General features: G+C 72.3%; 25 protein-coding genes and 1 pseudogene. 9 read left to right on the top strand and 17 right to left on the bottom strand.

Going from position 1 to position 23,436, the window contains the following annotated elements:
• Positions 1 to 402: 402 nt before the first annotated feature.
• Positions 403 to 588 carry a hypothetical protein gene (locus tag AB4039_RS02010; protein ID WP_442269842.1) on the top strand — a complete coding sequence of 62 codons (186 nt, stop codon included), beginning with the start codon at positions 403 to 405 and terminating at the stop codon, positions 586 to 588.
• 735 nt (positions 589 to 1,323) lie between these two features.
• Here AB4039_RS02010 and AB4039_RS02005 read toward each other — a convergent pair.
• From AB4039_RS02005 to AB4039_RS01980, 6 genes are all read right to left on the bottom strand, one after another.
• Positions 1,324 to 1,710 (bottom strand): hypothetical protein, encoded by a 387-nt coding sequence (locus AB4039_RS02005; protein WP_442269841.1) that lies wholly within the window; start codon positions 1,708 to 1,710, stop codon positions 1,324 to 1,326.
• A gap of 155 nt (positions 1,711 to 1,865) precedes the next feature.
• The gene (locus AB4039_RS02000; RefSeq protein WP_442269840.1) at positions 1,866 to 2,483 is read right to left on the bottom strand and encodes a hypothetical protein; all 618 of its coding nucleotides are present in this window, start codon (positions 2,481 to 2,483) and stop codon (positions 1,866 to 1,868) included.
• A gap of 390 nt (positions 2,484 to 2,873) precedes the next feature.
• On the bottom strand, positions 2,874 to 3,200 hold the full coding sequence (locus AB4039_RS01995) for a hypothetical protein (RefSeq protein ID WP_442269839.1): 327 nt from the start codon (positions 3,198 to 3,200) through the stop codon (positions 2,874 to 2,876).
• Positions 3,197 to 3,484 (bottom strand): UTRA domain-containing protein, encoded by a 288-nt coding sequence (locus AB4039_RS01990; protein ID WP_442269838.1) that lies wholly within the window; start codon positions 3,482 to 3,484, stop codon positions 3,197 to 3,199. Before AB4039_RS01990 ends, AB4039_RS01995 begins: the two co-directional genes overlap by 4 nt.
• Positions 3,448 to 4,011 carry a hypothetical protein gene (locus AB4039_RS01985; RefSeq protein ID WP_442269837.1) on the bottom strand — a complete coding sequence of 188 codons (564 nt, stop codon included), beginning with the start codon at positions 4,009 to 4,011 and terminating at the stop codon, positions 3,448 to 3,450. Before AB4039_RS01985 ends, AB4039_RS01990 begins: the two co-directional genes overlap by 37 nt.
• Positions 4,012 to 4,182: 171 nt before the next feature.
• Positions 4,183 to 4,257 carry a 50S ribosomal protein bL37 gene (locus AB4039_RS01980; RefSeq protein ID WP_100661309.1) on the bottom strand — a complete coding sequence of 25 codons (75 nt, stop codon included), beginning with the start codon at positions 4,255 to 4,257 and terminating at the stop codon, positions 4,183 to 4,185.
• Positions 4,258 to 4,365: 108 nt separating this feature from the next.
• Between AB4039_RS01980 and AB4039_RS01975 the strand changes: the two genes are divergently transcribed.
• Together AB4039_RS01975 and AB4039_RS01970 are read left to right on the top strand one after the other, a co-directional pair.
• A complete protein-coding gene (locus AB4039_RS01975; protein ID WP_266838819.1) occupies positions 4,366 to 5,013 on the top strand; it encodes a TRADD-N-associated membrane domain-containing protein in 648 nt (215 codons plus the stop codon).
• Positions 5,014 to 5,020: 7 nt separating this feature from the next.
• Positions 5,021 to 5,245: a DUF2277 domain-containing protein gene (locus AB4039_RS01970; RefSeq protein WP_266838818.1), complete on the top strand. Its 225-nt coding sequence runs from the start codon at positions 5,021 to 5,023 to the stop codon at positions 5,243 to 5,245.
• A 37-nt stretch (positions 5,246 to 5,282) separates the two neighbouring features.
• Here the strand turns inward: AB4039_RS01970 and AB4039_RS01965 are convergent, their stop codons facing one another.
• The 5 genes from AB4039_RS01965 to AB4039_RS01945 all read right to left on the bottom strand — a co-directional run bounded on the left by AB4039_RS01965 (position 5,283) and on the right by AB4039_RS01945 (position 10,248).
• On the bottom strand, positions 5,283 to 5,777 hold the full coding sequence (locus AB4039_RS01965; protein ID WP_266838817.1) for a hypothetical protein: 495 nt from the start codon (positions 5,775 to 5,777) through the stop codon (positions 5,283 to 5,285).
• 150 nt (positions 5,778 to 5,927) lie between these two features.
• The gene (locus tag AB4039_RS01960) at positions 5,928 to 6,929 is read right to left on the bottom strand and encodes a sigma-70 family RNA polymerase sigma factor (protein WP_266838816.1); all 1,002 of its coding nucleotides are present in this window, start codon (positions 6,927 to 6,929) and stop codon (positions 5,928 to 5,930) included.
• Between the two features lie 9 nt (positions 6,930 to 6,938).
• Positions 6,939 to 7,550: a VTT domain-containing protein gene (locus tag AB4039_RS01955; protein WP_266838815.1), complete on the bottom strand. Its 612-nt coding sequence runs from the start codon at positions 7,548 to 7,550 to the stop codon at positions 6,939 to 6,941.
• A 252-nt stretch (positions 7,551 to 7,802) separates the two neighbouring features.
• On the bottom strand, positions 7,803 to 9,476 hold the full coding sequence (locus AB4039_RS01950) for an alkaline phosphatase D family protein (protein ID WP_266838814.1): 1,674 nt from the start codon (positions 9,474 to 9,476) through the stop codon (positions 7,803 to 7,805).
• Positions 9,477 to 9,573: 97 nt separating this feature from the next.
• The gene (locus AB4039_RS01945) at positions 9,574 to 10,248 is read right to left on the bottom strand and encodes an HNH endonuclease family protein (protein WP_266838813.1); all 675 of its coding nucleotides are present in this window, start codon (positions 10,246 to 10,248) and stop codon (positions 9,574 to 9,576) included.
• Positions 10,249 to 10,734: 486 nt separating this feature from the next.
• Here AB4039_RS01945 and AB4039_RS01940 point away from each other — a divergent pair, with 486 nt between their 5' ends.
• Entirely contained in the window at positions 10,735 to 11,316 is a 582-nt protein-coding gene (locus AB4039_RS01940) for a TMEM165/GDT1 family protein (RefSeq protein WP_266838812.1), read from the top strand.
• Positions 11,317 to 11,452: 136 nt separating this feature from the next.
• Positions 11,453 to 11,974 carry a DinB family protein gene (locus AB4039_RS01935; RefSeq protein WP_266841609.1) on the top strand — a complete coding sequence of 174 codons (522 nt, stop codon included), beginning with the start codon at positions 11,453 to 11,455 and terminating at the stop codon, positions 11,972 to 11,974.
• Between the two features lie 224 nt (positions 11,975 to 12,198).
• Here the strand turns inward: AB4039_RS01935 and AB4039_RS01930 are convergent, their stop codons facing one another.
• Positions 12,199 to 12,882 carry an HAD-IA family hydrolase gene (locus AB4039_RS01930; RefSeq protein ID WP_442269836.1) on the bottom strand — a complete coding sequence of 228 codons (684 nt, stop codon included), beginning with the start codon at positions 12,880 to 12,882 and terminating at the stop codon, positions 12,199 to 12,201.
• Between the two features lie 132 nt (positions 12,883 to 13,014).
• Positions 13,015 to 13,938, bottom strand: a complete 924-nt coding sequence (locus AB4039_RS01925) for a peptidoglycan-binding domain-containing protein (RefSeq protein ID WP_442269835.1) — start codon at positions 13,936 to 13,938, stop codon at positions 13,015 to 13,017.
• A 492-nt stretch (positions 13,939 to 14,430) separates the two neighbouring features.
• Here AB4039_RS01925 and AB4039_RS01920 point away from each other — a divergent pair, with 492 nt between their 5' ends.
• Entirely contained in the window at positions 14,431 to 16,482 is a 2,052-nt protein-coding gene (locus AB4039_RS01920; RefSeq protein ID WP_442269834.1) for an MDR family MFS transporter, read from the top strand.
• Positions 16,483 to 16,515: 33 nt separating this feature from the next.
• On the opposite strand, the gene AB4039_RS01915 is transcribed toward AB4039_RS01920, so the two are convergent.
• Positions 16,516 to 17,031: a GNAT family N-acetyltransferase gene (locus tag AB4039_RS01915; RefSeq protein ID WP_266838808.1), complete on the bottom strand. Its 516-nt coding sequence runs from the start codon at positions 17,029 to 17,031 to the stop codon at positions 16,516 to 16,518.
• Positions 17,032 to 17,160: 129 nt separating this feature from the next.
• On the opposite strand from AB4039_RS01915, the gene AB4039_RS01910 reads away from it, so the two are divergent.
• Positions 17,161 to 17,556 (top strand): nuclear transport factor 2 family protein, encoded by a 396-nt coding sequence (locus tag AB4039_RS01910; protein WP_266838807.1) that lies wholly within the window; start codon positions 17,161 to 17,163, stop codon positions 17,554 to 17,556.
• A 143-nt stretch (positions 17,557 to 17,699) separates the two neighbouring features.
• On the opposite strand, the gene AB4039_RS01905 is transcribed toward AB4039_RS01910, so the two are convergent.
• Positions 17,700 to 18,044, bottom strand: a complete 345-nt coding sequence (locus AB4039_RS01905; RefSeq protein WP_266838806.1) for an antibiotic biosynthesis monooxygenase family protein — start codon at positions 18,042 to 18,044, stop codon at positions 17,700 to 17,702.
• 121 nt (positions 18,045 to 18,165) lie between these two features.
• Between AB4039_RS01905 and AB4039_RS01900 the strand changes: the two genes are divergently transcribed.
• A complete protein-coding gene (locus AB4039_RS01900) occupies positions 18,166 to 20,226 on the top strand; it encodes a bifunctional glycosyltransferase 87/phosphatase PAP2 family protein (protein WP_442269833.1) in 2,061 nt (686 codons plus the stop codon).
• A 274-nt stretch (positions 20,227 to 20,500) separates the two neighbouring features.
• Here AB4039_RS01900 and AB4039_RS01895 read toward each other — a convergent pair whose 3' ends face one another.
• Complete coding sequence (locus AB4039_RS01895) at positions 20,501 to 21,745, bottom strand: cytochrome P450 (protein WP_442269832.1); 1,245 nt, start codon at positions 21,743 to 21,745, stop codon at positions 20,501 to 20,503.
• Positions 21,746 to 22,007: 262 nt separating this feature from the next.
• On the opposite strand from AB4039_RS01895, the gene AB4039_RS01890 reads away from it, so the two are divergent.
• Entirely contained in the window at positions 22,008 to 23,177 is a 1,170-nt protein-coding gene (locus AB4039_RS01890; protein WP_266838804.1) for a steroid 3-ketoacyl-CoA thiolase, read from the top strand.
• Positions 23,178 to 23,287: 110 nt separating this feature from the next.
• On the opposite strand, the pseudogene AB4039_RS01885 reads toward AB4039_RS01890, so the two are convergent.
• Positions 23,288 to 23,436, bottom strand: a pseudogene (locus AB4039_RS01885) (lytic transglycosylase domain-containing protein); the annotation flags it as partial.

The raw sequence follows: 23,436 nt of genomic DNA, 5'->3' as shown, positions 1-23,436 counted from the left end.
GGCTGCGCCGGGCTCTCTCGAAGACCCGCCAGGACTTCGGGGCGGGCCGCACCCCGTTCCGCCAGTGCCCGCGCCGCGGAGAGCGCACGGCGAACCGCGGGATGGAACTCCTACGCCGATGGTCAGTACGAGTGCTGTACAGCAGCGAAGTAAAGCAACGCCCGCGCCCAGAATCGACCGCTACGAACCCCAAGCAACCAGCTGACCAGCTCGACAGACCTCAGCAACCGTCCCGCACGTAGTTCGCATCGAGGGGCGTCGATCGGGCGGCGGGTTATCTTGGCCATTGAGACTCCGCCATCCGAGCGGTATCGGGCAGCCGGTATCGGGGAGGGAATCCGGCTCGAAGGTCGACGTAGTACGGTTCCGCTCTCATGACCCAAGTCACTGGGGGAGTTCCGCATGGCCAGCTACGAAGTACACGCTCAAGCTGCGAGCGATCTCTTGGCACCGATCAAAATCGGAAAGCTGGCCTCATATGAAACCCGTGCTCAGGTTGCACAGGTCGAAGCCCTGCTGGCACTCGCCGCAGCCATCGCCGGTCGTCAGACGGGATCCTCATTGCAGCCGCCGCAGTCGGAGCGGTAGCCGGGCCGTCATGGGGCGTCCGGAGCGGACCAAGGCTGACAGATGTCGACAGCTACGGCGGGGATCGCTTGCTCTACGGGCCCTACTACTTCATTCGCTGGGCGGACGACCCGGGCAGGTAGGGCACGTGCTTCGGTGCCGGAGGTCGGGTACGTCATGCCCTTCCTCCCATCCGCGAGCGAATGGCCACCCTCAGAGCAGTACAGCAGCGAGGTACAGCAACGCCAGCAACCGATCACGCCCACCCGCGGCGCTTCCAAGCGTCCCGGGAGCCAGAATGACCGTCACTGACCGACCTCTTTAGAGCTACGGATCAGGTGATGCCAGCGGGAGGGGCGGCGTGGTCGGCGCTGGCAGGTTGTTTCCTGGCCATCGACGAAGCCCGACCGTCGGTTAGGTCCCGGACAAGTCTCCGGGCCGCCCCCAGACAGGCCGGGGATGCAACCATTCTCTTCAGAGCTGGAACCCCCGGAAGCCGACCACGCACTGAAGACCATAGAAGCCGGCACTGACAACAGCCCTTTCGATGATTGGCCGTTGAGCGGTGAGCGTCTAACTGCGTGACAACGCCAACGAACAGCGGCGGACGAGCACGAACGTCTGCGGACTGTCAGCGCAGGTGATGGGCACAGCAGCCCAAGGAAGGGCTCGCACCCGAGTTGCTTCGGGACGAAGAGGGTGTAAGGAATGTGCCCTGGCTCGGGCACGAGAACCGAGCCAGGGTTCATGAATTCGCTAGCCTTCGCATACAGCCACCAGCTCCATGTACGCCGCTTCCAGCTCTTGGTCAGTGTCGAGAACCAGGCAGCACATCGGGCAGACGTAGGCCCGCGCGTGTGCCGTCGTGGGAGGTCCCCCGTCGTGCTGCCCGCAGTAGGACCCACCCGCATTGCACTCGAAATCGCTGCACGTACCAGGCTCCAGGTATCCGTAGAAATCTCCCCAGGCCGGGCACGCGGGGCATGTCTCCCAACGGTAGAGATTCATGCCGTAGGCCGACGGCTCATACAGGCGCGGGCGCCAGATCACGTCGCCGGAGGGGGCTGTGAGGATGTACTGCAACTCCTTCGGAAGCGCGGACGCGAAGGCTCCTTCGACTTCACGCGCCACGAGGGTCTTCACAGCCACAGCATCATGCGCCGACACAGGAGCGGTCAGCTCCCTGCGCGACAGATAGCCGTACGACCTCAAGAGCGCCGATGTTGCGCGTTGAGCCCGCGTGGCAGTCGTGTACAGGGCAGCCGAAACAGTGGCTCGGCGGGTGACGTTCAGTGCACTCATGGCAGCCTCGCTGGTGCCCAGAGGATCACCCCAGGGCGGGGCCTGAGTGATCGCCTCACTCGCTGTGGCAGCCACAGCCCGAACGACTTCCCGCGCTGCGTGTTCAGCCTCGGCCGCCTCCGCCTGGGCAAGGCCCTCTGAAGGTCGATCTCCGGAAGGTCGGGCATAGCCGCGACCTGCGCAAGGTCGCCAATGACGTGAACGTAGTCGCCCCAGAAGTCGCGTGCTGGCGTTTTCAATACCTTACGTACGGCCTCCGCCACCTTGAGTGCTGTGGCTACCACATGCTCCCCAGTAGTCGGGTCGTGGTGGGCAAGATGAGCGATTCCGTTCCGGGCGTCCATAACGGGCGTGAAGGCTTCGAGTGTCACTGGCATCTGGCCACGCATCACAACCTCAGCGTCCTTGAACGCCTCTGCCATGCCGATCGTGCGGGCCTGTTCCAGAGGCTTGACGCCCTTCTCACCGCTGAAACCTAGAGCGTGGAACCTCAGCGCGCGGTCTCCGTGTGGGGAGATGAGCAGCGGATCGTGGTGACAGAGAATTGCCTTGAGAGAGTGCTCGGCCCCATACCCGCAGGCAGAGCTGCAAACAAGCGGTTCCCGTCCCGCCACGACTTCAGAGCCGAACGCATCATCTCGCCGGCCATCTCCATGAAGCGCTGGGTGTGCAACCTGCCCCCGTCTCCTTGTAGTGGTCGCTTCCCTCCCTCGATGATGCCGAAGAGTCGGTCCTCTGAGACAAGCCTTGGAAGAACTGGAGAGGTGATCTACTCCTGGCGCCTTCCCGCCTCCGGTCGACGACTCATTCCACCTGCCTCGTCCTGCGCGGCAGGATGAACCTGCCTGTGTGGTCTATTCGTGGACTGGCATGTTCGTTCTAGCCGATCCCTACACTGCTGACCTGCAGGAACGCGCGAGACGCACGGGCCCTCCGGAGCCGTGTGTGTCAGAGCGGCCCCTGACTGGGTCTGGGGCCGCTCCTTTGCCTCGTGCGTCTTGTTGCTAGCTGAGGTGCGGCGGCGGTCCTTCGTGAGTGGAGTGCGTTGGGTGCAGGAGGCGATGGCCGCGGCTGGTTGCTACGCGGAGCGCGTCTCGGAGGGCTGCGGTCAGGTCCGTTGCCGGGAGGTGGAGTTCCTCCAGGTTCGAGTCCGTGGCGGCGAGCACTTCGAGGGCGTGGTCCAGGAGCTCGGCTCCCAGGCCGAGTTGGACGGTTTCGGTGTTGTCGGCCAGCCGGGACAGGTAGCCGGCTGCGTTCTCGGGGCTTAGGAAGCAGAGCTTGTCGTCGGGGCCTGACCATGGGAGGAGCCGCAGTTCGTTGCTCGGCGTCATCTCTTCGCGCTCCACTCCTTGGTCGTGAGGCTGGTGGTGAAGAGGGCGTCCGCTCTGTCGCCGGGAAGGACCAGGAGGGCCACCTCGACCACGCGGCCGGTGACGTCGGTCGCCACTCGGGTGAGGGAGAGGACCGCCAAGGATGTGCTTATCCGAAGAGTCGTTGCCTCTTCCTGCGTCGGAAGCCGGGCGCTGAGGCGCTCTTGGACTTCGGCCAGCGGGGGATGGAGATCTGCCGACCGTGGTGTTAGCTCCTCCGGCAGGGATGAGTTGGTTGGCGCCAAGTCGCGGGGGACGTAGATGAGGGCCAGGCTGACGCGAGCTGAGGGCCACCGCGCCCGGACGGGCGTGCGCGGCGGCTCTGTAGGGGCCCGGGTGCTGGTGAGCGCGTTTGGGCGGTGGGTGAGTCCCCTCTGGGGGCGGGGGGTCTGCGTCTGGAGGTGGTGATCGCGAGGGTGAGGGCGGCGGTGGTGGTCAGGGTGGTGAGGGTGAGGAGGGAGACTCCGATCATGTAGAGGCCGCTCGCGTCGTCCGACCAGTGGTAGGAGGCGGCGGCGGTCAGGCCGGTGGTGGTGCCGAGTACGGCCGCCGTCGGGTGGCCCCGGGAGGCTGCCCGGTACGTCAGGGCCAGCACGGTCAGTCCGAGCCCGATCACCTGCCACGCCGCGTAGGGGCCGGTCTCCGAGCCGTCGGGGTGCACGTCGCGGTGCTGGTCCCAGCCCAGCCAGGCGGCCCAGGCCGCGATCGCGGCCGCGGCCTGCAACGGGATCGACAGTAGGTGGGGAGCGGGTATACGCGGGCCTTTGCGCATGCGCCTACTGTTCCGGACCGGGTGGGTGGGGGGCAGGGTGCCGGTACTCAGTGAGGAGTGAGTGGGCGTGCTCAGGGGGTGGGGCCGGGGGCGTGGAGAAGCCCCCCGTCGTGCGTGGTGGGGGGCTTTTCGGGTGGCCGCCCGCGTGGGCCCCGGGCGGGGGAGTCGGGGTCAGGCGTTGGGGCGCTTGCCGTGGTTGGCCTTCTTCTTCTTGCGGGCGCGGCGCTTGTTTCCTCGCTTGGCCATGGTCTCTCCCTCATCCCCCGGTACGGACATTTCGGGCGTTCGTCAGTCTAGGTCCCGGGTGGGTTTCCCGCACGGTGGGGCGGGGATCTCATCGCGGGGGTGATGGGCGTGGCAGCGGACGGGGCATGGGTCTGGGGGACCGGGATCGTGGTGGTGGGCATCGGGGCCGTGTGGGGCGAGTGGCGCAGGACCCGGGGGTTCGAGGCGCGGCGGGACGCGGAGCGGGCGCGGCTGCTCGCGGGGCTGGGCGCCGCCGGACCCGGGGACGGTGAGGGTGACGGGGATCCCCGGCTGGTGGACGCCGGGCGGGGCGGGGCGGCCGAGCCGGGGGACCGGCGCGACGACTTCACCCCGATCCTCGTCGAGTACTACGCCTACGGGCTGGCGCAGGCCCGCAGCAGTTTCGTGACCAGCCAGCGGTTCGCGGGCATCGGGGCGGCCGTGCTGCTGTTCGGGGTCGGGCTCGCCGTGTGGAAGGCGGAGAGCGCCGGGGACGCGTACATCGGGGTGGTGACCAGCTCCGTCGGCCTGGTCGTCACCCTCGTGGGCCAGCTGTTCCACCGGCGGGCCGATCTCGCCCTGCGGCACATGGCCGCGCAGAGCGCCGCCCTGCGCGAGGACCGGCGGGCCGCCGAGAGCACGCGGCGGGCGATCGGCCTGCTGGAGGAGGTCGCCGACCCCGTGCTGCGGGGCCGGCTCCAGGCCGGGCTGATCATGAAGCTTTCCGGGGCCGAGCTGCCGCCTTCCGCGCCATAGTGGAGGTATGTGCCGCTCCATTAAGACCCTGCGCCCGCCCGCCATCCCCGAGAAGGCCACCGAGGAGGAGATCCGCGCCGCCGCGCTCCAGTACGTACGGAAGGTGTCCGGATTCCGGGCCCCCGCCGCGCACAACCGGGAGGTGTTCGACGCGGCCGTGGACGCCGTCGCGGAGGCGACCAGGCTGCTGCTCGACGGGGTACAGGTGCGCGGACAGTCCGCCACGGTGTAGGTGTCGGGGGCCGGCGCGGCGCGCGGCGGGGCGCCGCTCAGCCGGTCCGGGGCGTGCGCCGGCGCAGGATCCAGAGGCCGGCGCCGAGCGCGCCGGCCGCGAGGGTGCCGCCCAGGGCGACCTGCCCCGTGCTCATCGAATCGACGCTCCCGCCGAGTCCGCCGCGCGCGGCTCCGGGTGCGACCTGGAGGGTGACGGTGACGCGGCGGCCCCCCGTTCCGCCGCACTCGAAGGTGACCGGGTGGGCGCCGGTGGGGGCGTCGCGGTAGACGGTGGCGGCGCCGAACAGGTTGGTCGCCTCCAGGTTGCCCGGGGTCAGCGAGACCTCGCCGAACGCCCGGGAGGTGGCCCGGCCGGTCTTGGTGCCGCAGCCCACGATGTTGAGGCTGACGCGCCCGCCCGGGGCGACGGTCCCGGGGGAGACGGTGGCGGAGGGGGCGGCGGAGACGGGGACGGCGGGTGTGACGGCAGCGACGGCGAGTGTCGCGACCGCGACTCCCGCCAGGCGGTACCGGATGCGTGTGGGGGACATGGAGAGAACTCCTCGGGCTCCTCGAAACGGCGCGGCCAGGGCACGGACGTGACGCGGAATCGGATGCGCGCCGTGCTCTGGACGCTAGAAGCCCCGCCGGGACGCGGCGATCGCTGCAGGGTGAACGGGTGACCGACTGCCCCGCCCGGCCTACGCGTCCAGGTGAGGGGGCAGACCGAAGAGGGGGAACAGCCGGTCGGTGTCACGGAAGACGCTGATGTCGGTGACCGCGTCCCCCGACACTTCGACGACCTGGAGCGCCCAGGGGTCGAAGCCCGTGCCGTCGGCCCGGCGCCGGTACTGGCCGAAGGCGGGCGAACCGTTCGCCGTGGTCGGGACCAGCCGGGATCCCCGGCAGCCGACGGCGGGACCGGTCAGCCACGCCCGGATCTCGGCGGAGCCCCGCATCCACAGGGTGTGGGGGGCCAGGGACAGCGTGGCGTCCACGTGCAGCAGCATGGAGAGGGCCTCCATGTCGAAGCCGGAGAACGCCGCGGCGTACCGGTCGGCGAGGGCCCGTCGGGTGGCTTCGCCGACCGGAGCGGCCGGTCGGGCCTGTGCGGTTGCGGCGCCGTCCGCGCCTTCGGAGCGCCGGGCGGCGAGCACGGCCCGAGCCCGCTGCAGCGCGCTGTTCACGGAGGCGACCGTGGAGCCCTGGACGTCGGCGACCTCCTGCGCCGAGAAGCCGAGGACCTCGCGCAGGAGCAGGACGGCGCGCTGCCGGGGCGCCAGGTGCTGCAACGCCGCTACGAAGGCCAGCCGGACGGACTCGCCGGTCTCGGCCGCCTCCGCCGGGTCGACGGCCACGGCCGCGGGGCCGGAGGGGAAGGGCTCGATCCACGCGGAGGCGTCCAGGACGGCGCCCGGCGAGGTGGCGCCGACGGCCGGGCCGCAGAGGTCCATCGGGCGGGCCCGGCGTTCGCGGCCGGCCAGCGCGTCCAGACAGACGTTCGTGGCGATGCGGTAGAGCCACGTCCGCAACGAGGCACGGCCGTCGAACCGGCCGGCGCCGCGCCAGGCGCGGACCATGGTCTCCTGCACGGCGTCTTCCGCCTCGAACGCCGACCCCAGCATCCGGTAGCAGTAGCCGGTCAGTTCCCGCCGGTGTCCTTCGAGCCGGGCCGTCACCGCCTCGTGGCCGGGGTCCGTCATGCGTGTCTCCTAGGTGGCGGGCGCCGCGGCCTCGGGTGGCCGGCGGACGAGAAAGGCGGCCAGGGAGCCCGCCGCGAACAGGGCGATCAGGGAGACCGCCGTACCGAGCCAGGTGGTGCCCAGCCACTGGGTGCCGAAGTAGCCCAGCGACACGCTGTAGCCCGCCCAGGTCATGCCCGCCAGCACCGACCAGGGCAGGAACTCCATCACCTTGCGCTGGGTGCGGCCCGCCCCCAGCGAGACCACCGAGCGGCCGGCGGGCGCGAAGCGGGCGATCACCACCAGGGCGCCGCCGCCCCGGGCCAGGGCCGTACCCAGGCGTTCCTGAGCCCGGGTCAGTCGGCGGGAGCGGGCGATGGCCCGGTCCAGGCGGGCGCCGCCGAGCCGGGCCAGCCGGTACGCCGCCAGGTCGCCCAGGACCGAGGCCGTCGTGGCGATGACCAGCAGGGCCATGATGTCGGGCACCCGGGGCGGAGGACCGGCGGCCGCCGCCGCTGCCGCGGCCGTGATCACCAGCACCCCGCTCGGCAGCACCGGCAGGAACACGTCGAGCACGATGGACACCGCGACCACGACGTAGATCCATGGGCTTGAGGTCAACGACCCCAGCGTTTCGAGCACAGCGGGACTCCCCAGTCCGAAGCGCCGCGTCGTCGCGGGGAGCGGCAGGGGCGGCTTGACAGCCATACAGCGTACGCCCGGCGGGGGGCCGGACGAGCCCGGGGGCCACCGCGTCCCTCAGGTCCGCCGCCGCGTCCCTCAGGTCCGCCACCACACAGCCGGTCCGCCGCCGGGTCCGCCGTCAGAGCCGTCAGGGCCGTCAGGGCCGCCGGGGGCCGTCGGCCGGGCCGCCGTGGCCGTCGCCGGGCCCCTCTAGTGCGGTTCGGTGAGCTCCCGGTCCAGGACCGTCACCAGTCGGGCCGTCCCGGTCGCCCCCCGTCGCCCCGGGCGGGCCTGGTCCAGGCGCAGCCGGGCGCTGCGGCCCGCCAGCGCCAGCGTCATCAGCTGGTTGCCGAACCACGGGCCGCCCGTACGCCGCCAGCTCAGCGGCGGCCGGCCCGTCCGCCCGTGCCGGGAGAAGCCGCGCCCCAGCCACCGGCCCAGCCGCGACCAGCCCAGCCGGAACCCCCACCTGACCGCCGTGTGGATGGAGTTGTGCACGGGCGAACAGGTCAGCTGGAACACGCGGGCCGTACTGGGTATTCGGGGCTCGGCCACGTACGCGTGGTGGACGTCCCCGGACAGGACGGCCACCGTCGCCGGGGCCTTCGGTCCCGTCCCCACCTCCTCGATGAGGTCGCTCAGCGCCGCGAACGACGCGGGGAACGCCGCCCAGTGCTCCAGATCGGCGCGCCGCCGCAGGTCCTCACCGATGCGTGCCCACCGCGCCCCGCGCTCTCCCCGGCACAGCGCGGCGTTCCACACTTCCGCGTCGTGGATCAGCGGGGGCATCAGCCACGGCAGCGAGGAACCGATCAGCAGGTGGTCGTAATCCCCGTGCCCGGCGAGGGCGTTCTCGCGCAGCCAGGCCTGTTCGGCCGGGTCGAGCATGGCCCGCCCGTCCTCGGCGAGCACCCGGGCCGCCCGGGTGTCCACCATCAGCAGCCGGGTCCGGCCGAAGTCCCGTCGGTAACTCCAGCGCACCGACGCCGGATCGGCGTCCGCCCCGGCCGCGAAGGCGCGCAGGGCGTCGGTGCCGTCCGGGTCGGCCCGTACCGCCGCGTACAGGGGGTCCGCCGCGAGTTCGGCGGGGGAGAGGTTGCCCAGGTGCTGGTGCACCCAGTACGACATGAGCCCGCTGAGCACCCGCTCCGGCCACCACGGGGTCGCCCGCATCTCCGCGAGCCAGGACTCGCTGGTGTTCCAGTCGTCTATGACGTCGTGGTCGTCGAACATGTGCAGGCTGGGGACCGTCGAGAGCAGCCAGCGGATCTCGGGGTCGAGCCAGGACTCGTAGTAGAGCCGGGTGTACTCCTCGTAGTCCGCGACCTGTGCGCCCGGGGGCTCGCGCAGGTCCCGGCGGGCCGCGAGCCACTGCCGGGTCTCCCGCGACAGCTGGTCGGCGTAGACCTGGTCGCCGAGCAGCAGGAGGAGATCGGGTCTGGGTGCTCCGGGGTCGGCGGCGAGTCGTGCCGCGAGGGTGTCGAGGGCGTCGGCGCCGTGCGGTCCGCGCCGTCCGGCGGGCGGGGCGGCCTGCCGGCAGGAGCCGAAGGTGACCCGGAGCCCGGGCGCGGGCCGTCCGGAGCGGCCTCCCACCGCCGGGGTGGCGATCGTGCTCGCGGGGAAGCCGCTCCCGGACGCCGGCCAGACGAGGACTCCGTCGAGGAGCACCTCGTAGGCCGTGGTCGTGCCCGGGGTCAGGCCGGTGACCGGGACCAGCGCGTAGTGGTGGCCGCAGATCTGGAAGGTGCGGGCTCTGCCACCGGACCCGTCGGCACACCGCACCACGGCCGTGCACGGGCGGTCCGCCTCGACCCATATCGTGGCGGCGCCGCCCGTGTCCCAGTCGATGTGGCGCAGCAGTGGCCCCAGACGCAGTCCGGCCATGGAACTCCCCCTCCTCCGTACCCCTTTCGATCACGGTACGGGGCGGAGGGCACGCCTGGCCTCCCCCTGGCGGGGGAGAGCGGGGGTGAACGCCGGGTCAGCAGCCGTTCAGGAGGTTCACCAGGGCCGTCTTCTCCCCGCTGTCCATGCTCAGACCCCAGTACTGCTTCACCTGCACCCACATCCGGGCGTACGTGCAGCGGTACGCGGTGCGCGGGGGCAGCCACTTGCCGGGGTCGAGGTCGCCCTTGGCCTGGTTGACGTTGTCCGTGACGGCGATGAGCTGCGGGCGGGTGAGGTCGTTGGCGAACTGCTGACGGCGGTCGGTGGTCCAGGTGTTGGCTCCCGAGCGCCAGGCCTCGGCGAGCGGGACCATGTGGTCGATGTCCACGTCGGACGCGGCGGTCCAGGTGGCGCCGTCGTACTCCGAGTACCAGCTGCCGCTGACGGCGGCGCAGGCGGAGTCGGTGACGACGTTGACGCCGTCGCGCTTGAGGACCGTCTCGCGGGTGTTACAGGTCCCGGAGACCGTGCTCCAGTGCGGGAACTGGGCGCGGCTGTAGCCGCTGAGGGAGCCTTCCGGCGCCGGCGTCACCGTGGCCAGGTAGCTCCGGGCGGCGGCCGCGCTGATCGGGGTGGGCGGGGAGGCCAGGGCGGCCGGGGCGTTCACGAGCGAGGTGAGCGAGGCGAGGGCGACGGCGGACGCGAGGATTCCCGCGCGGCCTATGTGACGCGCGTAGAAAGAGGGCGTGCGAAGAGAAGCGAGGGCCATGAGGGCTCCCTGGGTGCGGGGGGTGGTGGCCGTTCCGCCCCGGTGGGGCGCGGCCATGCTGGCGGCGCCAGGTGTCGCGGGGACGGGCGCCAGGTGACAGGTTGCCGACATGAGCACGTCACATCAAGACAACCAACGATCCCCGGTCACAGGGAAGTTGGAAATCCGGCCACGTGTGTGACGTGGAACGGGGTGGAGTGGGTCCAAGCTCACATTCCGGGCGGGGCGTCCGGCGGCCGCCAGCGCGTACCCTTGACGGAGCAGAAGGGGAGTAGCTCTTCGCCGGACCGTCGACATACTGCTGGGTCACCCCAGCCGGCGCCCGGAGGCGGAACGCGTCAGCGCTCGGCCAGCGAGACCTTCGGCCGCAGTGTCCTGTCCGCGTTTACGCACCCCAGGGCGCCGCCGAGCCGAAGCGAACCCTGATACACCCCCAGGTCTCTCGGTCCCGATGGCGTCCTGCCCGACCGATCGAGGTCCCACCCCGTGTTCAGCTTCACCGTCATGGCGATCGCCTTCGGCGTCGTCTTCCTCGCCGAACTTCCGGACAAGACGGCCCTCGCCGGCCTGATGCTCGGCACCCGCTACCGCGCCTCCTACGTCTTCGCGGGCGTCGCCGCCGCCTTCGCCGTGCACGTCGCACTCGCCATCGCCGCGGGCAGCGTGCTCACGCTGCTCCCGCACCGGCTGGTCCAGGCCGTCGTGGGCGTCCTCTTCCTCGCCGGCGCGGCCATGCTGCTCCTGAAGAAGGACGACGGGGACGAGGAGGTCAAGGCGCCCGCCGACCAGTCCTTCTGGAAGGTCTCGGGAGCCGGCTTCATGCTGATCCTGGTGGCCGAGTTCGGTGACCTGACCCAGATCATGACCGCCAACCTCGCCGCGCGGTACGACAACCCGGTCTCCGTCGGTCTCGGCGCGGTGCTGGCCCTGTGGGCGGTCGCGGGCATCGGCATCCTCGGCGGGCGCACCCTCATGAAATACGTGCCGCTGCGGCTCATCACCAAGATCGCGGCCGCCGTCATGGCGGCGCTGGCGGTGTTCTCGCTGTACGAGGCGATCACGGGCTGAGCGAGGGCGTCCCGCGGCGGCCGGGAAACCCCCTTGTGGGGGTCCCCGGCCGCCGGGCACGCTGGGCGGCGTGACCTCCACCACGCCCACGCCCACGCCCGCGCCCTTGTCCGGCCCGGGTTTCGGCTGGTCCAACATGTTCGTGCGTCCCGACGAGGACGCCCGGTCCGACGGCGGGTTCCGGGGCGAGCGGACCCTCCTGGCCGGCTACCTGCGCGATCAGCGGCTCACCCTGGAGCTGAAGTGCTCCGGGCTCGACGCCGGGGCGATGGCCCACCGGGCGGTGGAACCCTCGGACCTGTCGCTGCCGGGCCTCGTACGCCACCTCGCGGGCGTGGAGCAGAAGTGGTTCAGGGGGGTCATGGCGGGCGAGGAGATCCGCCCGCACTACCGCTCGGAGCGGGAGCCGGACGGGGAGTTCACGGGTGCCGTGGCCGACCCGGCGGTGGTGGCGGAGGCCTGGGCCACCTGGCGGGCGGAGGTCGCCTTCGCGGAGCGGCTCGTCGAGGAGGCTCCCGATCTCGGGGTCACCGGCGACAACGGCGGCGAGCCGAGGGAACTGCGCGAGGTGCTGGTGCACATGATCGAGGAGTACGCCCGCCACAACGGCCACGCGGACCTGCTGCGCGAGCGGATCGACGGGCGCGTCGGCCAGTAGCGGAGCCTGTGCGCCGGACCCCCTGCGCCGGGCCCCTTGCGCTGCCCGGGCTCCCTGCGCCGGACCCCTGGTTCTGGCCTGTTGCGCCGATTGCGCCGAGCCTCTTGCCGCAGGTCCCTCGTGCCGCGCCCCCTCGTGCCGCGCCCCGTCGTGGCGGGCGCCGGTGCGTGGGGCGCCGGCGCGTGGGGCGGCGCCCCTACGGGGGCACGTGCCCCCGCCCCGGGTCAGGAGGCAGGGTTGAGGGTGAGGCGGATCGTGCCGTCCTCGTCCGCCTCGACGCGGACCGAGGTCAGGTCGGGAACGTGGGCCGTCGGCCCGTACGCCGCGGCGCGCGGGCCGACGCCGATCACGCACATGCCGGCCGCCAGGCCCGCGGCGATGCCGGCGCCGGAGTCCTCGAAGACCACGCAGTCGGCCGGGGCCATGCCCAGCTCGGCCGCGCCCTTGAGGAACCCCTCGGGGTCGGGCTTGCTGGCCCCGACGGATTCGGCCGTGACGCGGACCCGCGGCATCGGCAGCGCGGCGGCCGTCATCCGGGCCGCGGCCAGGGCGGCGTCGGCCGAGGTGACGAGGGCGTGCGGAAGCCCGGCGATCGACGCCATGAACTCCTCGGCACCCCCGACGGGGACCACGCCGTCGGTGTCGGCCGTCTCGCGGGCGAGCATCACCTTGTTCTCGGCGTGATTGAGCTCCATCGGGCGCTCGGGCAGCAGGACGGCCATCGTGGCGTAGCCCTGGCGGCCGTGGACCACCTTGAGCGCCTCCTGTGGGTCCAGCCCGTGGGACACCGCCCACTCGCGCCAGCAGCGCTCGACCACCGCGTCCGAGTTGACGATGGTGCCGTCCATGTCCAGGAGCAGGGCCCGGGTGGTGAGGACGACGGGGGTGGTGGTCGTGCTGGCCGGCATCGGAGGGCTCCAGACGGGGCGGGAAAAGAGAACAAGTGGTTCCGTCCACCGGTCAGGGAGTGCGGACGGAACCACTTTGTTCCTACACGATACAAAACGCGGGAGGGTGCGCGCCACCGCCCGCGGAGTGACCTATCCCTCCAGGGCCCGGCGGGTCGCCGGACCGTAGACGCCCGGCGGGTCGCCTTCGACGTCGTTGTAGAACTGGAAGTCGTCCACGGCCCGCTCGACGGAATGCCCGTAGCGTCCGTCGAAGCGGCCCCGGTACAGGCCCTGGTCCGCCAGGAGCCGCTGGAGCTTCTCCACCTCGGGGCCGGAGTCCCCGGAACGCAGGGTCACCGGCTTGGGCGCGGGCGGCGGAGTGGTGGGGCCGGCGGGGCGGCCGGTGGTCGCCGACGGGGCCGGGGCCGGGGAGGACGAGCGGGACGCGGTGGGGCTCGCGGCGGACGGGGACGCGGAGCGCGACGCGGAGGCGCTCGCGCTGTGCGAGGCCGACGCGGAGGGGGACGCGGTCTCCCCCGTGGGCCCGTCCGACGGGCCCACCGGAGCGACGCTGATGGCGGGCGCCGACGGACGGGGGTCCAGCAGGACGGCGTCGCCCTTCCCGGAGCCCGTGAAGACCCCGAGCGACAGTGCCACCGCTCCGGCGGCCAGGACGCCACCACCGGCGATCAGCGGCACCAGCAGCCGGTTCCGCCGCGCGGAGCCCGCGCGGCGCGGGTGCGGGGCGACGGGGCTCAGCTGAACCGTCTGCTCGGCCGGCGCCGGTACGGGTATGCCGTAGGCGGGCGTATGGGGCTCCGGAGCCCCAGGGGGCCCCGCCGGCACCGCCGCCAAGAGCTCGGTCGCCGCGTCCGCCTGCGGCGGCCCGCTCCCGAGACCGGCACCGTCGCCCCCGAAACCGGCACCGTCCGCCGCGGAGGGGTCCGGGCCCGCCGCGCCCGGTCCGCCGGGATCCGCGTGCCCGGCCCCGTACGCCGCGGCGCCCGCGCCGGTTGCGCCGGCTCCGGCCGGGGGCTGCGGCCACACGGCGTGCCCGTCCCGGGGGCCGGGCACGTACGGGCCTCCGAGCCCGTGCGGGGCCCCGTGCCCGGGCGCCGGGGGAGCCGGGACCTGCGGGTACGGGCCCTCGGCCCCGGGCGGGACGTGCGCGTACGGCGCGCCGGGGCCAGGCCCGGGACCAGCGCCGGGACCAGCGCCGGGGCCAGGCCCGGGACCAGCGCCGGGGCCAAGCCCGGGACCAGCGCCGGGGCCAAGGCCGGGACCGGGCCCGAGGTCGAGGTCCGGCTCCGGGGACGCCGGGGCCGGGGTCGGCCGGGGAGCGTAGGGGCGGATGCGGAGCGGGTCGAAGGATCCGTTCGGCATGCATGTGCATTCGGCGCGTACGGCGCCGCAATTCGGACAGCGCTCAGCGCTCACTGCTACCCCTCCCGTGGCCACTGCCAGCGATTATGCAGACCCCGCAGGTCCGGCCCAACCCGCCCGACAGGCCATAACCGGACACACCGCTCAGGATGGATGGTGCCGATCCTGCCTGAGGAGGACCCGATGGCCCAGGATGTCACCGCTTCCACCGTGGAACCCGGTCCCGGTGCCGAGCACGCCTCCCGGGAGGTGCTCGTCTCGATCGGAGCCCTCCTGCTGGGCCTGCTGATCGCCGCCCTCGACCAGACCATCGTCTCCACCGCGCTGCCCACCATCGTCAGCGAACTGGGCGGCATGGAGCACCTGTCCTGGGTGGTCACCGCCTACATGCTGGCCTCCACCGCGGCCACCCCGCTGTGGGGCAAGCTCGGTGACCAGTACGGGCGCAAGAAGCTGTTCCAGTACGCCATCGTGCTCTTCCTGATCGGCTCCGCGCTCTGCGGCCTCGCCCAGAACATGCCCCAGCTCATCGGATTCCGCGGCCTCCAGGGCCTCGGCGGCGGCGGGCTGATGGTGCTCTCCATGGCGATCGTCGGCGACATCGTCCCCCCGCGCGAACGCGGCAAGTACCAGGGCCTCTTCGGCGCCGTCTTCGGTGCGACCAGCGTCCTCGGGCCGCTGCTGGGCGGCCTGTTCGTGGACCATCTGACCTGGCGGTGGGTCTTCTACATCAACCTCCCCATCGGGCTGGTCGCCCTCGTCGTGATCGCCGCGGTCCTGCGGATCCCGGCCCGTTCCTCGAAGCACACGATCGACTACCTCGGCACCGCGCTCATCGCCTCCGTCGCGACCTGCCTCGTGCTGGTCGCCTCCCTCGGCGGCACCACCTGGGCCTGGGCGTCGAGCCAGATCATCGGACTCGCCGTCCTCGGCGCGGTGCTCCTCGTCGCCTTCGTCCTCGTCGAGCGACGGGCCGCCGAACCCGTGCTGCCGCTGAAGCTGTTCCGCATCCGGACCTTCACCCTCTGCTCGGTGATCAGCTTCATCGTGGGTTTCGCGATGTTCGGCGCGATGGTCTACCTGCCGACCTTCCTCCAGATCGTGCGGGGCGTCTCGCCGACCATGTCGGGCGTCCACATGCTGCCGATGGTCTTCGGCCTCCTGATCGCCTCCACCGTCTCCGGGCAGATCGTCAGCCGCACCGGGCGGTGGAAGGTCTTCCCGATCGCCGGCACCGGCGTCACCGCTGTCGGACTGCTGCTCCTGCACCAGCTGGAACGCACCAGCTCCGACTGGCAGATGGGCGCCTCCTTCTTCGTCTTCGGCGCGGGCCTGGGTCTGGTCATGCAGGTCCTCGTCCTCGTGGTGCAGAACGCGGTCGGTTACGCGGACCTCGGCGTCGCCACCTCCGGTGCCACGTTCTTCCGCTCCATCGGCGCCTCCTTCGGCGTCGCCATCTTCGGCACGATCTTCACCAACCGGCTCGGCGACCAGCTCTCCGCCGCCCTCGCCGGCGTCCCCCTGCCGTCCGGCCTGAGCGAGCAGCAGCTGGAGGCGGACCCGCGGGCCATCGGCACGCTCCCGGCGAACCTCCGGCCCACCGTGCTCGACGCCTACTCCACCGCCATCACCGACGTCTTCCTCTACGCCGTGCCCGTGGTGCTGGTCGCCTTCGTCATCTCCTGGTTCCTGAAGGAGGACAAGCTCCGCGGCTCCGTCACCGCGCCCGACGTGACGGAGACCCTCGCCTCCAACCCCGTCGAGCGCTCCTCGCGCGACGAGGTCGCCCGCGCGCTGTGCGTGCTCGGCACCCGTGAGGGCCGCCACCACGTCTACGAGAAGATCACCGACAAGGCGGGCTACGACCTGCTCCCCGCGGCCAGCTGGCTGCTGCTGCGGATCTACAAGTACGGCTCCGCCGACCCGGCCGAGCTCGCGGAACGCACCGGGATCCCCCTCAGGGCCATCACCGACGCCGGCCGCCAGATCGAGGAACGCCGGCTCGCGGTCCGCGACGGCCTCTCGCTGGTCCTGACCGACCGGGGACGGGAGGCCGCCGCCCGGCTCGCGGCCGCCCGGCAGGAGTCCCTCGCCGAGCTGCTGGGCGACTGGTGGGGTCCCGAGCGCCCGACCGACCTGACCGAACTCGTCGCGGAGATCAACCGGGAGCTGTGCGGTTCCGACGCCGAGGAGCCCTACGACACCCTCCCGCGCCGGGACCACGCCGCCCCCTGACCGGTCCGTCCCCGAGCCCGCGCCGGCGGCGGCTCACCCCAGGGACTTCTCGAACCAGTGCTCGGCGTACGGCCCGGACTTGTAGGCCGGTATCTCGCGGTACCCGTGCCGCGCGTACAGGGCGCGGGCCTCCACCAGGTCGCCGCGGGTGTCCAGGCGCATCCGCCCCGCGCCCAGCGCACGGGCGGCCCCCTCCAGCGCGGTGAGCAGGGCCGCCCCGCCGCCGGTGCCGCGGGCGCGCGGGTCGACGTAGATCCGGGTGAGCTCGGCGGTGACCGGGTCGAGGAGGAGTATGCCGCCACAGGCCAGGGGCCGCCCGTCGAGCCGGCCGACCACGAACTGCCCCGTGGGCGGGACGAGGGCGTCGGCCGGATCGTCCGCCAGCCCCTCGTCGACCTCGGCCTCGGTGGCGGGCCGACCCCAGTACCGTCCGGCGACCTCCGCGTAGTAGGCGCGGCGCAGGGCGGTGGCGTCCGGCGTGCCGAAGGGCTCCGCGGTGACCTCCCACCCGGTGGGGGCCGTCGCGTCGGTGATCAGGTTCTTGTCCATGGCGTCAGTGTGGAGCGTATCCCGCCCTCCCCGCGTGGAATATCCACAGCCACGGGCCGATGATGAGGAAAGGTGTAAATAGGACCGGTGGGGGATCGCGTCAACGAGTCAACGGAGGATGTGAACGGTATGTCGGAGCACCCGGACTGTGCCCTGATCCGCCGCGGCTACGAGGCCTTCGGCAAGGGCGACATGGACACCCTGGGCACACTGATGACGGCCGACGTCATCCACCACATGCCCGGCAGCAGCCCACTGGCCGGGCACCACAAGGGCCGCGAAGCCGTCCTCGACCTCTACCGGCGGCTCGGCGAGGAGACCAACGGCACCTTCCGGGTCCGCCTGGAACGGGTCCTGGTGGACGGCCGGGGTCACGCGATGGCCTTCCACACCGCCCAGGGCGACCGCGGCGACCGGGGCATCGAGATCCACGAGGGCCTCTTCTTCACCATCGTCGGCGGCAAGATCACCGACATCGACCAGTGCACCCAGGACATCGACGAGAGCGACGCCTTCTGGAGCTGAGCCCCGGGAGGCCTTCGGGAGCCGGGACCCGGACGGGCAGAACCCGGCAGGGACGCGCGGGACCCGGACGGGCACACCCCGGTGGGAACGCGAAGGGCCCGGGGCGGCACGCCGCCCCGGGCCCCGCGCAGGTCAGCGGCGGCTCACGCCTGCTTCGGAGCCGCCTGCTGCACGACCTCGAACGACCACACCTGGGACCCGGAAGCCGCGGGCTTCGGCCGCTCGCCACCGCCACCGCCGGCGCCGGCACCCGCGCCGCCCTGGTGCGCGGCCTTCATCGGCCCCTCCATCCACGCCTGGAAGTCCTCCTCCGAACGCCACCGCGTGTACACGAGGTACTGGTCGGTGCCCTCGATCGGCCGGAGCAGCTCGAACCACTCGAAACCGTCCGAACCCTCCACGGCCCCCGCCCGCGAGGCGAAGCGCTGCTCCAGGACTTCCCGCTGCTCGGCGGGGACGGTCAGTGCGTTGATCTTCACGATGCTCATGCACGCCATCCTAGGGATCCCGTGGGGGATATCGTCGTGCCCGGCAGGGATCCGGTGCATCGGGCGCGGCAGTCGGTCGAAGTCGAGGTTGCGGTCGACAGAGGCGGGAGGACGGCGAGGCGTGGCTGACGCGGCGGAGCACGGCGGGGCCGATGGACATGCCGGGGTCATAGACGGTGATGGCGGACTCGGGGCCGCGCGCCTCCTGCTGTGGGCGCTGGCGGCCGTGCTCGGCGTCAGGCAGGCCGCCGCCGTACTGAGCGTGCCGCCCGGCGAGTGGCTCAGCGGCCTGCACCTTCCCGGCGCCCCCGGCGGCCTGCCCGGCTCGCTCTACGGCGCCGGCCGGTTCACCGGCACCCCCTTCGCCGGACTCGTCCTCAAACCGCTGGTCGGCCTGGCCACGCCCTCCCTGGAAGTGGCCTGGACCTGCGTCACCCTGCTGTCCGTCGCCGCGATCGGACTGGTCGCCGCACGCGGCCTGCCCGACCCCGTACCCCGGCGCACCGCCCTGTTGGCCGCGCCCGTGCTGGTCGCGCTGATGATGGTCTCGCTGCCCGTCCGCGAGGCCGCCTCGCCCGGTCAGGCCGCCGTGCTGCCCGTGCTGCTGGTGCTGCTCGCGTTCTTCCGGGTGCCCGGGGAGCGCCCCGCCGGGTTCCTCGTCGGACTCGCCGCGGCCCTCCAGCCGGCCCTGCTGCTGTTCGTCCCGCTGCTGTGGCTGACCGGACGCCGCCCCACCGCCAAGGCCGCCGCGCTGACCTTCGCCGGCGCCACCGCGCTGTCCTGGGCGTCACTGCCGCGCGACTCGTGGACGTACTGGGTCGAGCACCTCGCCGGCGCCGGCCTCGGCGGCGCCCCCGACGGCCCCGCCAACCAGTCCGTCCACGGCGCCCTGTTGCGCCTGGGCCTCGGCGGCCCCGCCGAGATCCTCCTCTACGCCGCCCTCGCCACCGCGATCGTCTGCGTCGGCCTGCGCCGCGCGGCCCGCTACGCCCGCGACGGCCAGCTGCTGCTCGCCGTCGCCGTCACCGGCTGCGTCGCCGTCGCCGTGTCCCCGGACGGGTGGCGCCACCAGATGCTGTGGGTGCTGCTCGCGGTGGCCGGCACGGTGGGCGAGCGGGCCGCCGACCGGCGTGTGTGGCCGGTGGCCGTGGTGCTCGCGATGACCCTGCCGAGCGCCGTGCTGCTGCCCAACATGGCCGCGCTGGCCCCCGTACGGGACAACGTGCCGCTCCTCGCGGCCCTGGCGGCGGCCTGCGCCGTGCCGTTCCTGCCGCGTTCGTCCCCGTACTGGCGCGAGCCGGTGCCCACGCTCTACGGGCGGCCCGCCGCCACGCGTTTCCCGCGCGTCCCGCTGCTGCCGTTCTGGCGCAAGGCGCTCTCCCGCCCCAACCTGCTGCTGGAGTTGCTGCTGATACGGGTCGGCTACTCGCTCTACTCGCACATCCGGGCCGCCGCCCCCGCGAGCCGGTCCGTCGCCGAGTCCAACGGCAGCCGGATCCACGCGATCGAGCAGGCGCTCGGCATCGACATCGAACGCGCCGTCAACCGTGCCGTGGTGGACACGCCCTGGCTGGAGGCGTTCTTCAACTTCTACTACACCTCCTTCCACTTCGTGGTGCCGCTGGCCGTCCTCGCCGTGCTGTACCGGCGCAGCCCGGGGGACTACCGCTGGGCGCGCGCCTCGCTGGGCCTCGCCACGGTGATCGCCCTGGCCGGCTTCTGGCTGTACCCGCTCGCCCCGCCGCGGCTGATGCCGGACCTCGGTTTCGTCGACACCGTGCACGGCGTGCAGGACCTGGCGAACCCCTCGTACGGGGCGATGACCGCGATCTCCAACCAGTACGCGGCGATGCCGTCGCTGCACTTCGGGTGGTCGCTGTGGTGCGGGACGGTGATCGTGGTGCTCGCGCCCAAGGGCTGGCAGAAGCTGCTGGGCGCGCTGCATCCGCTGATCACGGTCTGCGCGATCGTGGCCACCGCGAACCACTGGGTCCTGGACGCGGTCGGCGGCGCGCTGGTCGTCGGTGCCGGGTTCGGGCTGGTCCACGTACTGTCCGGGCCGCGCGGCCTCCAGGTCAGCCTGCCGGGACCGCGCGCGGCGGCGGCAGCGGCCGGGGAGAGCGGCACGGAGGCGGAAGCCGGCCGGAACCTACGGGCCCCCGCCCGGTCGGGGCGCGCCTGAGGCCGGGCCCCGACCCGGTCCCCCGCCGCGGCCCTGCCGGCGAGCGGCGCCCGCAACGGGCCGAAGGGGCGCCGGGGCAGCGGTGCCCCGGCGCCCCTTCTGTGGATCGCCGCGTCCTGTCAGGATCGGGCAGCCGCGGGGATCCCGCCACTCGGGCGCGGTGTCCGGCGCGGTGCACCGCGCGGTGTCCCGAGCGGCGTCCCGCGCAGTGTCCGGCGGGCGGCAGGGGCCGGGGCGTGGAAGGTGGACGGCCCCTGCCCCCCCGGACCACGGGTCAACGGGAGCTGACCCGGAGCTCCTTGATGCCGTTGAGCCAGGCCGCTCGCAGCCGGCGCGGGCCGTCGGCGGCCAGCCGCAGGTCGGGGAGGGCGTCGGCCAGGGCGTTGAAGATCAGGTCGATCTCCATGACGGCCAGGGACTTGCCGAGGCAGAAGTGCGGGCCGCCGCCGCCGAAGCCGAGGTGGGGGTTCGGGTCGCGGGTGATGTCGAAGACCTCGGGGTTCTCGAACACCTCGGGGTCGTGGTTGGCGGAGGAGTAGAACATCCCCACCCGGTCGCCCGCCTTGATCTTCTGGCCGCCCAGCTCGGTGTCCTGGGTGGCGGTGCGCTGGAAGGAGACCACGGGGGTGGCCCAGCGCACGATCTCCTCCGCGGCCGTCGCCGGCCGGGTGGCCTTGTACAGCTCCCACTGTTCGGGGTGGGTGAGGAAGGCGTGCATGCCGTGGCTGATGGCGTTGCGGGTGGTCTCGTTGCCGGCGACCGCCAGCAGCAGCACGAAGAAGCCGAACTCGTCGGAGCGGAGGTTGCCCTCGCCCTCGGCCGCCACGAGCTGGGTGACGATGTCCTTGGCCGGGCACTCCTTGCGCGCGGCGGCCAGGTTCATCGCGTAGCCGATGAGTTCCACGGCCGCGTTGGCGCCGACCTCCTCGGTGATCGCGTACTCGGGGTCGTCGTAGGCGACCATCTTGTTCGACCAGTCGAAGATCCTGGCCCGGTCCTCCTGCGGGACGCCGATCAGCTCGGCGATCGCCTGCAGCGGGAGTTCGCAGGCCACTTGGGTGACGAAGTCGAAGCTGCCGTCGGCGGAGGCGGCCACCGCCTCCTCGGCGATCTTCCGGGCCCGGTCGCGGAGGGCCGCTTCCAGGCCGCGGATGGCCCGGGGGGTGAAGCCCCGCTGCACGATCTGGCGTACGCGGGTGTGTTCCGGCGGGTCCATGTTCAGCATGATCAGGCGCTGGGCATCTATCTGCTCGCGCTGGATGTGCTCGTTGAAGCGGATGATCGCCGTATTGGTGGTGGAGGAGAACAGCTCCGGGTGCGTGGAGACGTACTTGACGTCCGCGTGCCGGGTGACGGCCCAGTAGCCCTCGTCGTCGAAGCCGGTGACGCCCCGCCGTTGCGGGCACCACCACACCGGCGCGGTCTGCCGCAGCCGGGCGAACTCCGGCAAGGGAACGCGGTCGTGGAGGAGGTCGGGGTCGGTGGCGTCGAAGCCGTCGGGCAGCGCGGGGCAGGGCATCGGGCGACTCCAAGGTCTGACGAGGGTCTGACGGCCCATCAGAAGTTGGCTCGAAGGTAGTAACGAGTTCTAGAAGTCACAAGGCCTCTCGCGCCACCTGTTGCGTGTGGAATCCGTGTAAGGCGCGTGCACGACCCTTGCGTGCCGGGGGTTCGGGTCATAAGACTGCGGGGGAGAACTAGAACGCGTACTAGTTCAGGCGGGGCGCCGGGACGGCCCGCCGCGCCGGCGCTGTGCAGGATGTGCAGGAGAGGACGAGCTCATGGCCGCGGAACCCGTCATCGTCGAAGCCGTACGCACCCCCATCGGGAAACGCGGGGGAGCCCTGGCCAACCTCCATCCCGCCTACCTCCTCGGCGAGACCTACCGCGAGCTCCTCGCCCGTACCGCGATCCAGCCCGACTGCGTCGAGCAGATCGTCGGCGGCACCGTCACCCACGCGGGCGAGCAGTCGATGAACCCGGCCCGCAACGCCTGGCTCGCCATGGGGCTGCCCTACGAGACCGCCGCGACGACGGTGGACTGCCAGTGCGGCAGCTCCCAGCAGGCCAATCACATGGTCGCCAACATGATCTCCGGCGGGGTCATGGACATCGGCATAGCCTGCGGGGTCGAGGCCATGAGCCGGGTCCCGCTGGGCTCCGGATCCAAGCACGGTCCGGGCAAGCCCTTCCCCGACGAGTGGAACGTCGACCTCCCGAACCAGTTCGAGGCCGCCGAGCGGATCGCCCGTCGCCGCGGGCTGACCCGCGAGGACGTCGACCGCCTCGGCGTCCTCTCCCAGGAGCGGGCCGCGGCCGCCTGGGCCGAGGAGCGCTTCAAGCGCGAGACCTTCGCCGTCCAGGTGCCGACCACCGAGGCCGAGCAGGCGGCCGGGCAGGGCATGTGGCGGCTGGTCGACCGGGACGAGGGGCTGCGCGACACCAGCATGGAGGGCCTGGCCCGGCTCAAGCCGGTCATGCCGACCGCCGTGCACACGGCCGGGAACTCCTCGCAGATCTCCGACGGCGCCGCCGCCGTGATGTGGGCCTCGCGCAAGATGGCCCGCGCCCTCAAGCTCAAGCCGCGCGCCCGGATCGTCGCCCAGACCCTGGTCGGCGCCGATCCGCACTACCACCTGGACGGGCCGATCGACGCGACGCGGGCCGTGCTGGGCAAGGCCGGGATGTCCCTGCGCGACATCGACCTCGTCGAGATCAACGAGGCCTTCGCCTCCGTCGTCCTCAGCTGGGCCCAGGTCTTCGACCAGGACCTGGAGAAGGTCAACGTCAACGGCGGCGGCATCGCGCTGGGCCACCCCGTCGGCGCCACCGGCGCCCGGCTGATCACCACCGCGCTGCACGAGCTGGAGCGGCGCGACAAGGAGTTCGCCCTGATCACCATGTGCGCGGGAGGCGCGCTGGCGACCGGGACGATCATCCAGCGCCTGTGAGTCCCGCAGGCGCCCACTGACCCCTTGGGATGGGACGCGCAAGGCCCCGGTGGCCGGACCTGGGGAGGCCGGCCACCGGGGCCTTCGTGTGTGCGCCGTCCACCGGTGGCTTAGTACCAGTGGTTGTTCTGCCAGAAGTTCCAGGCGCCGACGGGGCTGCCGTAGCGGGAGTTCATGTAGTCCAGGCCCCACTTGATCTGGGTGGCCGGGTTGGACTTCCAGTCCGAGCCCGCCGAGGCCATCTTCGAGGCCGGCAGGG

The organism is Streptomyces sp. M-16 (assembly GCF_052114405.1).
Classification (GTDB): domain Bacteria; phylum Actinomycetota; class Actinomycetes; order Streptomycetales; family Streptomycetaceae; genus Streptomyces.
Note: the sequence above shows the minus strand (reverse complement) of the source record. Positions and strands in the feature narration are given on the sequence as shown.